The sequence below is a fragment of the Kocuria soli genome (assembly GCF_003797835.1).
GTDB lineage: Bacteria > Actinomycetota > Actinomycetes > Actinomycetales > Micrococcaceae > Kocuria > Kocuria soli.
Window position 1 is genome coordinate 38,446 of record NZ_RKMF01000002.1, and the last position, 12,529, is coordinate 50,974.

Here is a 12,529-nt window from a genome sequence, read left to right on the forward strand (position 1 = left end):
GGATGCTGCGGGATGCGCTCGGTAGCGTGGGGGCATGACTGAGAACACTGCCGCACAGCAGAAGACCACGGAGTCCGGACGCCAGATGGTCGCCGTCGTGACGGGCGCGTCCACAGGAATCGGCGAAGCGACGGCGAAGAAGCTGCGACAGGACGGGTGGACCGTCTACGCGGTCGCGCGGCGAGCGGAGCGGTTGGAGGACCTCGCTGGAGAGACCGGCGTGATTCCAGCCGCCACGGACATCACCGACCAGGATCAGGTGAACGCATTGCGTGATCGGGTGCTGGACGAACAGGGCACGATCGACGCGTTGATCAACATTTCAGGCGGAGCCCGCGGCGTCGACAAGGTCGGCGATGCCAAGGACGACGACTGGAACTTCATGTATGACGTCAATGTCATGGGCACGATGCGCCTGATCCGGGCGTTCCTGCCGGCTCTGCGCGAGAACGGGGAAGGCACGGTCCTCAACCTGACCTCCGTGGCTGCGGAGTTCGCCTACGAAGGTGGTTCCGGCTACAACGCCGCCAAGTTCGGCCAGCGGGCCCTGACGCAGGCACTGCGGCTGGAGGAGGCCGAGAACAACATCCGCGTGATCGAGGTTGCCCCGGGACTGGTCCACACCCCGGAGTTCTCGCTCATGCGGCTGGGCGATCAGGCGGCCGCGGACAAGGTGTACGCCGGCGTGGAGAAGCCACTGACCTCAGAGGACGTCGCGGAGGTTTGCGCCTTCGCCGTGAACCTGCCGCATCACATCGACCTGGACACCATCACGGTCAAGCCCGTGGCCCAGGCTGCGGTCCACAAGATGATCCGAAAGTAGACCCCCTCATCCCGCTGAACCCTCGCGAAGCTGCCGCATCAGCACCTGATGCGGCAGTTTCGCGAGGGTTCAGCGGTGGGTAAAGAGGGCGCAGGTCAGCCGAAGACGACCGTGCGGTCGCCGTCCAGGAAGATCCGTCCCTCGCAGTGGGCCTTGACCGCCCGGTAGAGCACGTTGCGTTCGACGTCGGCGCCGGACTTGACCAGTTCGTCCTTGGTGTGGCGGTGATCCACTCGGACCACGTCCTGTTCGATGATCGGCCCCTCGTCCAGATCCGCCGTGACGTAATGGGCGGTGGCGCCGATCATCTTCACGCCGCGGTCATGCGCTCGCTGGTACGGATTGGCACCGATGAACGACGGCAGGAACGAGTGGTGGATGTTGATGATCGGGCACGGAGCCTTCTGCAGAAAGTCATCGCTCAGGATCCGCATGTACCGCGCCAGGACGACGACGTCGACGTCCGTGCCGATGGCCTCCAGCACGGCGGCCTCATGCTCTTCCTTGGTCAGATCGGCGTTGGGCACCACCACGTGCTCGATGCCGTAGAAGTCGCACAAAGGGCCGTGGACGTCATGGTTGGCCACGACCTTGACCACCTCACCCGAGAGCTGATCGGTCTGGGCGCGGCGAATCATCTCGACCACGCAGTGATCGGTCTTGGACGCCAGGACCACCACGCGCAGCTTGGACGGATACGGCTGGACCTCCACGATGGAGTCATCCACGGAATTCGTCAGACGCTCACGGAGGCGGTGGAACTCGGCGTCCGCGGCGTCGTCGTCGGGAGTCCGGTCGGCGGGGGAATCCACCACCGCGCGGAAGAAGAACGAACCCCCGGAGGTGCCGTGAACCGGGGCGCCCGTTTGGGGGAGCGCGTCCGCGTCCGTGAACTGGTCCAGCTGGAGGATGTTCATACCTCGGTCCGCGAACGCGGTGGTGATGGTGCCCACCAGGCCGGGGCGATCGGGACAGGTGACGCGGACGATGCGCTGGGCCATGAAGCTGCGGCCTCCAAATACGGGACGTGCGGATGATGACTGCCGACCATGGTCCCACAGGTCAATCGCCACGCAGCGTGAATCGCACCCGTTCACCACGTACACTTGACCCGACTTGGCGTTGATCCGGCCATCACCGGGGAGCCTTCGGAAGAAAGGGACGTCCGCACCAGCGGGCCCTCAGTAGAACCGAACGGGTCAGGCCCGTGACAGCCTGCAATCAAGCGGCATCGGCTTAGGGATGAGCGACGACGGCGACCGTCGTCATAAATCCCACGGCCAGTGCAAGCGAGGTGGTACCGCGCCACCCGCCCACCCGGGCGGACGGCGTCCTTGCAGCCCCAGCAGAAGCATGAGCAAGGACGGCCAGCCCGTGAACCAGCCGCTGTATCCCAAGGCGAGCACCAACCCCGACGCCCAGGGGGTGCCGACCTCCCCGCGCTTCCCGGAGATCGAGGAGCGCGTCCTGGAGTACTGGAAGAACGACAACACCTTCCAGGCCAGCATCGACCAGCGCCCGGCCGGGGAGAACGGCTCCAACGAGTTCGTGTTCTACGACGGCCCTCCCTTTGCCAACGGCCTGCCCCACTACGGCCACCTGCTGACGGGCTACGTCAAGGACCTGGTGGCGCGGTACCAGACCCAGAAGGGCCACCGTGTGGAGCGGCGCTTCGGCTGGGACACCCACGGTCTGCCGGCCGAGCTGGAGGCCATGAAGCAGCTGGGCATGAACGACAAGAAGCAGATCGAGGCCATGGGCATCGACCGCTTCAACGACGCCTGCCGCGAATCCGTGATGAAGTACGCCGGCGAGTGGCAGGACTACGTCACCCGCCAGGCCCGCTGGGTGGATTTCGAGAACGACTACAAAACGCTCAACGTCGAGTACATGGAATCGGTCATCCACGCCTTCGCCGAACTGGACAAGAAGGGCCTGGTCTACAAGGGCTACCGCGTGCTGCCGTACTGCTGGAAGGACGAGACCCCTCTGTCCAACCACGAGCTGCGCATGGACGACGACGTCTACCAGGACCGCACGGACCAGACCGTCACCGTCGCCTTCCGCTTGACCGGCGAGTTGGCCACGGCGGGCAAGATCGACGACGACGCCGTTGCAGCCGCTACCGCCGAACTGGCTGCCGAGCTCTCCGGCGCCGAGGCCCTGGCCTGGACCACCACGCCCTGGACGCTGCCGACCAACCAGGCGCTCGCCGTCGGACCGGAGATCGACTACGTGCTGGTTCCGGGCGCCGGTGACTTCCAGGGGCGCACGTTCCTGCTGGCCGAGGCGCTGCTCCCGGCGCACACCAAGGCGTTGGGCCACGAGGACTCGGAGGCGGCGGGTGCCGCCGTCGTGAAGCGGGTCAAGGGCGCTGAGCTCGAGGGCCTGAAGTACGAGCCCCTGTGGGACTACGTGGGCCAGCTGCCGTCCACCCTGGTGGAACTGGCGCCGGGGCAGGACGTCGCGAGTTCGTGGCAGATCATCGTGGCGGACTACGTGACCGTCACGGACGGCACGGGCCTGGTCCACCAGGCGCCCGCCTACGGTGAGGACGACCAGAAGGCCACGGGCGAGTACGGCATCCCCGTGGTGCTCTCGCTCAACGAATCCGGCGAGTTCCTGCCGTGGCTCGCGGACACGGGCGTCTCCGCGGAGGCTCCGCTGGCGTCCATCGCGGGACTGAACGTGTTCGACCCGGACGTTTCGCGCACGATCATCCGCAACCTGCGGGAACGGAACCTGCTGGTCAAGCAGGACTCCTACCAGCACTCCTACCCGCACTGCTGGCGCTGCCGGAACCCCCTGATCTACCGCGCGGTGGATTCGTGGTTCGTGGAGGTCACGCGGTTCAAGGACCGCATGCTCGAACTCAACGAGGAGATCACCTGGATCCCCGGCAACGTCAAGCACGGGCAGTTCGGGCGGTGGCTGGAGAACGCGCGCGACTGGTCCATCTCCCGTAACCGCTACTGGGGTTCACCCATCCCCGTGTGGGAGTCCGACGACCCGCGCTTCCCCCGCCGGGACGTCTACGGCTCCCTGGCGGAGATGGAGCGCGACTTCGGGCGGCTGCCGCTCAACGCCCACGGTGAGGTGGACCTGCACCGCCCGTGGATTGACGACCTCACCCGGCCTCACCCGGACCCGGAGGCCGCTGCCGCCGGTGCCGTGATGCGGCGTGTTCCGGAGGTCCTGGACGTGTGGTTCGACTCGGGCTCCATGCCCTACGCCCAGGTCCACTACCCGATGGAGAACGAACAGTGGTTCAGCACCCACAACCCGGGTGACTTCATCGTGGAGTACATCGGCCAGACCCGCGGGTGGTTCTACACCCTGCACATCCTGGCCACCGCGCTGTTCGACCGCCCGGCCTTCCGCAACGTGATCTCCCACGGCATCGTGCTGGGCTCCGACGGGCAGAAGATGTCCAAGTCGCTGCGGAACTACCCGGACGTCAACGAGGTCCTGGACCGCGACGGCGCCGACGCCATGCGGTGGTTCCTCATGTCCAGCGCGATCCTGCGCGGCGGCAACCTGATCGTCACGGAGGAGGGGATCCGCGAGGCAACCCGCCAGATGCTCCTGCCCTTGTGGAGCACGTGGTACTTCTTCAGCCTCTACGCCAATGCCGCGAACAACGGTTCGGGGTACCAGGCCTCCAAGCGCTACGACTCCGAGAACGTGATGGACCGCTACGTCCTGACCCGCACCGGAGCAGCAGTCCGCGAGGTCGGGGAGAAGTTCGACGAGTACGACATCTGGGGTGCCGCCGAAGCGCTGCGCAACCACATGGAACTGGTGACCAACTGGTACGTGCGCCGCTCGCGTGACCGGTTCTTCGACGAAGATCCCGTGGCCTTCGACGTGCTCTACACCGTCCTGGAAACCACCACGCGCCTGTCGGCCTCCCTGCTGCCGCTGATCTCCGAGGAGGTCTGGCGTGGGCTGACGGGCGGGCGTTCGGTACACATGACCGACTGGCCGGATGCCGACCTGTTCCCGCACGGGGAGCAGGACCTGGCGCTGGTGGACCGCATGGAAACCACCCGCACCGTGGCCTCGGCCGGCTCGGCACTGCGCAAGGCCCACAAGCTGCGCGTCCGCCAGCCCCTGGCCGGACTGACCGTTGCCGTGCCCGGTGGCAAGGACCTGGCGGGGACGTTCGAGCAGATCATCGCCGACGAGCTGAACCTCAAATCCGTGACCCTCCTGGACGCCGCGGACACCAGCCCCGCGGACTTCGGCATCTCCCAGCAGCTCAAGGTCAACGCCCGCGCCGCCGGCCCGCGCCTGGGCAAGGGGGTCCAGGCGGTCATCAAGGCCACCAAGACCGGGGACTGGGAGATTTCCGACGACGGCGTGGTCACCGCCGGCGGTGTGGAACTGGTCGAGGACGAATACGAACTGGAAACGGTCGTGTCCGACGACGCGGCATCCGGTGCGGTCTCCGTGCTGCCCGGCGGTGGGTTCCTGGTGCTGGACACTGAGCTGACTCCGGAACTCGAAGCCGAAGGCATTGCCCGCGACCTGATCCGCACCATCCAGCAGGCGCGGAAGGAAGCGGGGCTCCACGTGTCGGACCGGATCCGTACCGTGGTGACGGACACCGCCGAGGTGCTCTCCGCCGTCGAAGCCAACCGGGATCTGGTGTCCTCCGAGACCTTGACCGTGGAGCTGGTCCTCGAGCCCGCCGTCGACGGCGAACCCGCAGTGAGCGTGGAGGTGCAGCGATGACCGATGCCTGGGACCTGCCCGACGCGCAGACCGTGGAGGACGTGTACCAGCTCCTCCTGGATCGCGCGCCCGAGAACAAGATGGCTCCGCGGCTGGACGCCATGCAGCAGATCGTGGAGGTGCTGGGCGACCCGCACCGTTCGGCTCCGGTCATCCACATCACGGGCACCAACGGCAAGACCTCGACGGCGCGCATGATTGAAGCGCTGCTGCTCGCGCAGGACCTGCGCGTGGGGCGTTACACCTCCCCGCACCTGGAACGGGTCACCGAGCGCATCTGCGTGGACGGTGAACCCGTGGACGACGAGACGTTCGTCCGGGTGTTCAACGAGATCGCGCCGTACGTCGCTGTCGTGGATGCCCGTCTGGCCGAGGCGGGGGCCCCGTCGTTGACGTACTTCGAGCTCATGACCGTGTTGGCGTTTGCGGTGTTCGCGGACGCCCCGGTGGACGTCATGGTGCTGGAAGTCGGACTGGGCGGAGTCTGGGACGCGACGAACGTGGCCGACGCGGCCGTGTCCGTGGTGACGCCCATCGACCTGGACCACACCGACCTACTGGGCGACAACGTTGAGGACATCGCCCACGAGAAGTCGGGCATCATCAAGCCGGACGGCTTCCTGGTCTCCGCAGCCCAGGACCCCGATGCGGCACAGGTGCTCCTGGAGAAGGCTCAGGACGTGGGCGTGCCCTTCCGGTTCGAGGGTGTGGAGTTCGGCGTCGAAGACCGCCTCCCCGGGGTCGGTGGGCAGCAGATCACCGTACGCGGTCTCGCCGGAACCTACGAGGACCTGCTGTTGCCGGTCCTGGGTGCCCACCAGGCATCGAATGCGGCACTGGCTGTGGCCGCCGTCGAAGCCTTCGTCGGTGGGGGAGAGAAGCCGCTGGCACGGGACATCGTGGCCGACGGTCTGGGGGCCGTGAGCTCGCCGGGCCGGTTGGAGCTCATGCAACCGTCCCCGCCCGTGGTGATCGACGCCGCGCACAACCCGCACGGGATTGCGGCTTCCACCGCTGCCCTGGTGGAAAGTTTCCATCCCGAACGGCTCTACGCCGTGGTGGGTGTGCTGGGAGACAAGGACGTGGACGGGATCCTGAAGTCGCTGTTGGACGGGTACTCCCACGTGGACGCCCAGTGGTGGTTCACCGCCTCCGATTCACCGCGGGCCGTGCAGCCGGAGGCCCTGGCCCAGGCCGCCGTGGACCTCGGGTTCCCGGAAGGTGCCGTTCACTCGACCGATTCCGTGGGGGAGGCCGTGTCTCAGGCTCTGGAGGCCGCCCGTACGGAGAAGGCGGAGAAGGGCGAATCCACCGTTCTGATCACCGGATCCGTGACCGTTGCCGGTGAAGCTCGCCGCATCCTGAAAGGCTGACCGGATGGCACGTATGACCAAGGCCCAGCGGGAATGGCGGCCCAATCAGATCAAGAAGCCCCGGTCGATCAAGATGATGTTCGCCTCCACCGTGCTGACCATGGAGGCCTTCGTGGTGTTCTTCGGGGCGCTCACGGTGTTCGGGCTCTGGGGTCCGGAGCATCCGCATCGGTTGTGGGTGCTGATCGGCGGTGCCGTGTTCGCGGTGCTGTTCATCCTGTGCTGCGCGGTCCTGCGGAAGCCCTGGGGCGTTGCCGCCGGGTGGGCTCTGCAGGCATGGATGGTGCTGACCGGATTCTTCCTGCCCGCCATGTTCGTGCTGGGTGCGCTGTTCGTCGTGCTCTGGTGGTACGCCGTGCGCAAGGGAGCGCAGCTGGACCGGGAGAACGCGGAGCGGTATCAGGCCGAGCTGGATTGGCGGGCGGCGCACGGGGGTTAATGCTGGTCAGCGCCCAGGAGCCGTCGTACCGCCTCGGCTACCTCGCCCTGATGGATGGAGCGGGTGCCCAGAGTCAGACCGTGGAGCAGAACCCCGTCGACGTGGTCGGCGACCATACGAGCGGCGCTCTCGGGTGCGGCCACACCGGCCGACCTAATGACGGTCACCATGATTTCGCGAAGTCGGTCGTGGTGCGCGCTGAGATCCACGCCGGAGTCCGTGGCCAAGGCAAGTCGTGCTCGCTGAGGATTCGGGTGTGCAAGTTGAGCCATGACGAACGCATCGGCGAGCTGCGCAACAGCATCGCCCGTCCGTACGGAGGCCAGGTCGAAATCATCGGACATCCGAATGTCGCGGCGTTCCAACTCATCGGCCACGGCCGTGGTCAAAGCCGATCGGGTACGGAAGTGATTGGAGCACGTCCCCGGTGGGACGCCAGCGGTCTGGTCCACCGCGCGGTGCGTGAGTGCACGTGACCCGCCCTCGGCGAGGACACGAATGGCCGCCTCGATCAGGTTGTCACGGTGTGTGGGCATGCCTTGAATCTACTATCACTACAAATGTAGTATTTGGTGATGGTCACCATCGACATCATCGGAGGCGGAGTAGCCGGGCTCGCACTGGCCGCGGGCCTCGACCCGCATCGTTTCGAGGTGCGCATCCACGAGCGTGCCCCCGAACGTCATGACCTCGGAACCGTGTACGGGCTCTGGCCCCACGCGCTCCGGTCGCTGCATGACCTCGGCCTTGCTGACCCGGTTCGAGAGTGTGCTCGACCAGCCACCGGGGTGCGTGTGTCCACGTCCACGGGGCGTCGCCTCGGAGGAGGCACCGCTCCGGCGGACTCCTGGTTGATTCAGCGTCCGGACCTGCTGGCTGTACTCGGCAGGGCCAAGCCGGCTGCGGTGCAGAGCTTCGATGGCGCTGTTGAGGATCCGACCACGCTGACGGGGGACCTGGTGGTTGGAGCCGACGGTGTGCATTCCGTGACGCGGGCTGCTGCATGGGGATGTCCGGGGCGTCGAACGGGGGCCATGGCGCTGCGTGGAGTGGTCAACGGCGACATCGATGAATTTGCCCCCGGTGACCCATGGCTGCAGGAGTTCTGGGGGCGGGGCAGCCTGTTTGGCATCTCCGCGAACACTCGGGGTGTGACGAACTGGTTTGCGTCAATGCCTGAGTTTCGAGCCACAAAGTCCGAGGTGCTGGCGTGGGCGCAACACCACTTCGCACAATTCCCGGCCCCCGTTCAAGCAGTCCTGGAGCGTGTAGATCCGGAGCGTGTGCTGCTCAATTCGATCATGGAAACGCCGACGCTCACGCGGTACGTGCGGAGGCGGTTCGTGCTCGTGGGCGACGCCGCCCACGCCATGTCACCCAACATGGGGCGTGGAGCGTGTGAAGCTCTGGTGGATGGAGCCACTTTGGCGCAGTGTCTGAGCGATTTCCCGCTGGACGTGGCACTGCGGGAGTATCAACGGCGTCGATGGGGGCGTAGTCAGGCGGTGCGGGCGGCGTCGGGGGTGGTACGTAGAATTGCACTGAACTGGCCGTAGAGGCCAACGCCAAGGTTTGGCGTCGCCAGTGACCTCGGTGCAGCCACCCGACTGGTTCAGATGGTCGCCTTCTTGTTGGCGATGTAGCTGATGACGAGACAGGCCAGGGCGAATGTGGCGGCGAGGATCGTGGGAACCCATTGTCCGAGGTTTGCTGCGGCCTCCAGGACGAATTCCCGTTGCCACACGAGCCCAGCTGTGACACCCGCGATGACCAGCACCGCAGCGATGATCGAGAAAGTTACTGCCGTCGCTCCGAAGGCTCTGAAGATCGTGCCGAAGGCTGCACCCGTGAACAGTGCGGCCAATGAGTATGCCAGCACGGCCAGGAACGTGATGAGGTACTTGCCGTCTCCCAACAGGTGACTGTCGAACACGGGTAGTCCGATGAACCATCCGTCGGTCAGGCGCTCCACCGTCAGCAGGATCGTGGCGCCGACCGCAGTGATCATCGCAGTGACCAGAAACCCCAAGGACGTGCCGGTCCAGAAGTCCCGGCGTGTCCCGCCAAATGCCAGGAATGTGGCAAAAGTGCGGTTGACTGCCAGGGCCGAGGACGAGATGAAGAACCCGATGAGCACGCTGATGAGCATGCCCAATCCGCTGAAGATCGTCCGAGTCTCTCCGGGAAGTGGCAGCCCGGTCACCATGCCCACGATGAGTCCCGCAATGACGGTCAAAGCAATCACGGCAACGAAAATCATGGGAGCCACGTACACCGAGTAGGTGCGTTGGGCCATGTAGAGACGGAAACTGCGCATGGGGTAGGTCATGACATGGCTCCTTCATTCTGAGTATCGTGCACGTCGGCCTGACGGGCATCGTGGTCCAGGATTCCCAGGGCGGCCACGATCTCCTGGAGCCCGGGGGTCTCCACGGACAGGTGCAATCTGTCCGCCCGCTCGCGTTCCCGGGGACTCAGTGAGCCTCGGACCAGGACGGACCGGATGCGCCCCAAGGATTGCGAGTTCACGATGTCGTAGGACGCCGTGAACTCGTCCACGGCGTCCTCAATGCCGCGCACGGCGGTCATGCTGGAGGTGACGGCATCGGAATCGGCATGGAGTTCGATGCGGCCCTGTCGCATGAGGATCACCTCCTCCATGAGATTGGCTGCCTCGTCGATCAGGTGGGTGGACATCAAGACGGTTCGGGGATGTTCGGAGACCTCCCGCATGAGTTCTTCGTAGAAGATGTTCCGGGAGGACGGATCCAGGCCAAGATATGGCTCATCCAGGAAGGTGTATTCGGCACGGCTGGCCAAGGAGATGCTGACCGCGAAGGCCGAACGCTGACCGCGGGAGAGTTTCTTCAGTTGGGTCTTGCGGGGAATGGAGAAGCGCTCAAGGAGGCGCTCCGCAAGTTCCGGTTGCCATCCACGGTAGAAAGAGGGCAATGCGCTGAGGATGTGCTTGACCAGATAATCGTCATGCCACCGCTGATCTTCGTGAATGAAGACCGTGCGTTCCAGGATCTTGGCGTTTTCCGCGGGGTCCTCGCCGTCGATGGTCACGGAACCTGAGGTGCGGAAGATGTGATTGCAGATCAGGGACATCATGGTGGTCTTGCCTACGCCATTGGCGCCCAACAAGCCGTAGACCTTGCCGGGGTCCAGGTGCAGGTCAATGCCTTTGAGGACTTCGGTCTTTCCATAAGACTTCGTGACGTCGCGCAGCACGATGCCACTGTGCGGATCCGTCCGGGCGGTGTCCTGTGGTTCCGGCTGGTGCCGGTGTGCATGACTGGTGGTCACGGTCATCGGGGTGCCTCCGTGGGGTGAGTGGTGGATGAGCGGGATGCCGAGAACTCGACGTGGCTGCGAATCAGGGCGACGACGTCGTCGGGTGTCATTCCGAGCCGTGCAGCCTCGGCCATCAGGGGTGCGAGGTAGGTCTCGAGCAGGTCGCCCTGCCGCTGGGTGCGCAGGATTTCCGTTCCGTCTGCGGTGACGAACATGCCGAGTCCTCGCCGTTTTTCCAGCACCCCTTGATCAACCAGGCGATTCAAGGCCTTGCCGGCTGTGGCCGGGTTGATCCGGTAGTGCACGGACAATTCCGTGGTGGAGGGCACCTGAGTGCCCGGAGCGTACGCACCCGACAGGATGTCGTCGGCGATCTGATCCGCGAGATCCAGAAAGATCGGGCGATCGGAGCGTGGCGCGGGGGGAGTCACGACCACCTCGATTCACTAGTTTATTGGTTAGTTACTCAACTAATGAACCATAGAACACGACGATGCGCAAGCACGGACGAACTGGAGGGGCGTCCCACGGGGATCGATGTCACCGGTCGCGTCCTCGCAGGAGCGAGACGCCGTCTCCCTCCAATTCCGGGTACACCACACAGCGTCCGGCAATGCCCATGGCAAGTGCTTCCGAGGTACCGCGTACGAGCTCTCCTGTTCCCCATGACCAGGCGGAGTCGGTCGACACGAGGCGAAGACCAGCGGTCCTCCCCGTTCCGACGAAGCCACGTTCCGCGGATCGTGCGACCAGGAAGCCGAGGACCGGTAGCCAGTCCACCGGGGCTGGGGAAACATCAAGACCCAGTGGGCGGGCAGCGTCGCGCAGATGGATCGCGGTGTCAGTGAGCGGACCGTACGGCCCCACCACTGGGGCCCTCAACTCCACAGCGGCGTTGTCCCGCAGGTCCGTTACAAGCTCCGCTGTCGGTCGGCGCGCTTGCTTCCGGGTGGTCACGTCCACCATGCGGGCCAGGTCGCCACGAAAACGGGCCACGTCCCAGACCAACCGCAGGATCGAGTGTCCGGTGGACGGTGGCACGAGGTGGGCACAGACCTCCCGGACTGTCCATCCGGCGCAGAGACTGGGAGTTTGCCACTGCTCGTCGGACAGCGCGGAAACATCTCGGCGGCCAGAAGCCGATTGCGCGTGGCGATCGCGTAGACCTGGTGGTGATCAGTTGTCATGACAGGGGACCCCTCGAGGATGTTGTGACCTGTGACGTGTGGTTCAGCTTGTCCGGAACGTATACATGGGGTTCAGTGCTGTTCCCGGAGTTACCGCAGGGACCGAGTACGTCTCCAACGGTGACCTGCTGGCCTCCCACGACCTGGATGCTTCCATGCTGCAGGTGGCAGAGGGTGACGATGATGCCGCCGGTATTAATCACCACGTGGTTCCCTGCAAGAGCGGCCCACCCCTCCGCCGCACGTCGGTGCTGAGTCAGTGCGTAGCGGAGCGAGGGCAGCCCACGGTATGCGGGATGATCGGGCTGACCATCGTGGATGGCAGTGACCACACCGGCGACCGGGGCTAAGACCGGGCAACTGAAACCTGGGAACCTATTTGCGGGTTCGGGCTGCACCACGGAACTCAATGTAACCGGGGCACTGCGCCCGGACTCCGTAACCGGCACAAAGTCAATGGCGTAGGTCGTGGCAAATGCGTGCGTGCCGTGGCTGGGAATTCGGTTTGCGGGGCTGTTTTGGACCAGCCAGTGCCCGATAAAGGGGTACGCCGGATCGATAGACGCCACCATGTCAACAAGATAAGCCCGCCAAGGTCCTGTGGCCACGCGAGAGTCTTCATGCCGGAGGAGCAAATCGCGGTAGCTCAGGGACATTCCGTTCGACCGTGTTC

General features: G+C 65.2%; 12 protein-coding genes and 1 pseudogene. 5 read left to right on the forward strand and 8 right to left on the reverse strand.

Going from position 1 to position 12,529, the window contains the following annotated elements:
- Positions 1–34: 34 nt before the first annotated feature.
- Positions 35–823, forward strand: a complete 789-nt coding sequence (locus EDL96_RS01720; RefSeq protein WP_123823825.1) for an SDR family oxidoreductase — start codon at positions 35–37, stop codon at positions 821–823.
- 95 nt (positions 824–918) lie between these two features.
- Here EDL96_RS01720 and purU read toward each other — a convergent pair whose 3' ends face one another.
- Positions 919–1,824: a formyltetrahydrofolate deformylase gene (gene purU / locus EDL96_RS01725; RefSeq protein WP_123823828.1), complete on the reverse strand. Its 906-nt coding sequence runs from the start codon at positions 1,822–1,824 to the stop codon at positions 919–921.
- Between the two features lie 352 nt (positions 1,825–2,176).
- Here purU and ileS point away from each other — a divergent pair, with 352 nt between their 5' ends.
- From ileS to EDL96_RS01740, 3 genes are read left to right on the forward strand one after another with little or no spacing between them, the layout of a single operon-like run.
- The gene (gene ileS / locus EDL96_RS01730; protein WP_123823832.1) at positions 2,177–5,560 is read left to right on the forward strand and encodes an isoleucine--tRNA ligase; all 3,384 of its coding nucleotides are present in this window, start codon (positions 2,177–2,179) and stop codon (positions 5,558–5,560) included.
- Positions 5,557–6,933, forward strand: a complete 1,377-nt coding sequence (locus EDL96_RS01735) for a bifunctional folylpolyglutamate synthase/dihydrofolate synthase (RefSeq protein WP_123823835.1) — start codon at positions 5,557–5,559, stop codon at positions 6,931–6,933. The genes ileS and EDL96_RS01735 overlap by 4 nt, the downstream gene beginning before the upstream one ends.
- Positions 6,934–6,937: 4 nt before the next feature.
- Positions 6,938–7,372: a DUF4233 domain-containing protein gene (locus EDL96_RS01740; RefSeq protein ID WP_123823838.1), complete on the forward strand. Its 435-nt coding sequence runs from the start codon at positions 6,938–6,940 to the stop codon at positions 7,370–7,372.
- Here EDL96_RS01740 and EDL96_RS01745 read toward each other — a convergent pair.
- Together EDL96_RS01745 and EDL96_RS13530 are read right to left on the reverse strand one after the other, a co-directional pair.
- Positions 7,369–7,908, reverse strand: coding sequence for a TetR/AcrR family transcriptional regulator (locus EDL96_RS01745; RefSeq protein ID WP_123823841.1), 540 nt, complete (start codon positions 7,906–7,908; stop codon positions 7,369–7,371). The two genes, EDL96_RS01740 and EDL96_RS01745, sit on opposite strands and share 4 nt — an antisense overlap.
- An 18-nt stretch (positions 7,909–7,926) precedes the next feature.
- Positions 7,927–8,355: a hypothetical protein gene (locus EDL96_RS13530; protein ID WP_233568639.1), complete on the reverse strand. Its 429-nt coding sequence runs from the start codon at positions 8,353–8,355 to the stop codon at positions 7,927–7,929.
- Positions 8,356–8,358: 3 nt separating this feature from the next.
- Between EDL96_RS13530 and EDL96_RS13535 the strand changes: the two genes are divergently transcribed.
- Entirely contained in the window at positions 8,359–8,928 is a 570-nt protein-coding gene (locus tag EDL96_RS13535; RefSeq protein WP_233568632.1) for an FAD-dependent monooxygenase, read from the forward strand.
- A gap of 56 nt (positions 8,929–8,984) precedes the next feature.
- Here EDL96_RS13535 and EDL96_RS01755 read toward each other — a convergent pair whose 3' ends face one another.
- The 5 genes and pseudogenes from EDL96_RS01755 to EDL96_RS01775 form a co-directional block, all read right to left on the reverse strand.
- Positions 8,985–9,701 (reverse strand): hypothetical protein, encoded by a 717-nt coding sequence (locus EDL96_RS01755; protein WP_123823846.1) that lies wholly within the window; start codon positions 9,699–9,701, stop codon positions 8,985–8,987.
- Positions 9,698–10,687 (reverse strand): ABC transporter ATP-binding protein, encoded by a 990-nt coding sequence (locus EDL96_RS01760; protein ID WP_123823849.1) that lies wholly within the window; start codon positions 10,685–10,687, stop codon positions 9,698–9,700. Before EDL96_RS01760 ends, EDL96_RS01755 begins: the two co-directional genes overlap by 4 nt.
- Complete coding sequence (locus EDL96_RS01765; protein ID WP_123823853.1) at positions 10,684–11,100, reverse strand: GntR family transcriptional regulator; 417 nt, start codon at positions 11,098–11,100, stop codon at positions 10,684–10,686. The genes EDL96_RS01760 and EDL96_RS01765 overlap by 4 nt, the downstream gene beginning before the upstream one ends.
- Positions 11,101–11,209: 109 nt before the next feature.
- Positions 11,210–11,806: pseudogene (locus tag EDL96_RS01770) on the reverse strand (maleylpyruvate isomerase family mycothiol-dependent enzyme); the annotation flags it as partial.
- 46 nt (positions 11,807–11,852) lie between these two features.
- Positions 11,853–12,512 carry a M23 family metallopeptidase gene (locus EDL96_RS01775; RefSeq protein WP_325049525.1) on the reverse strand — a complete coding sequence of 220 codons (660 nt, stop codon included), beginning with the start codon at positions 12,510–12,512 and terminating at the stop codon, positions 11,853–11,855.
- Positions 12,513–12,529: the final 17 nt, after the last annotated feature.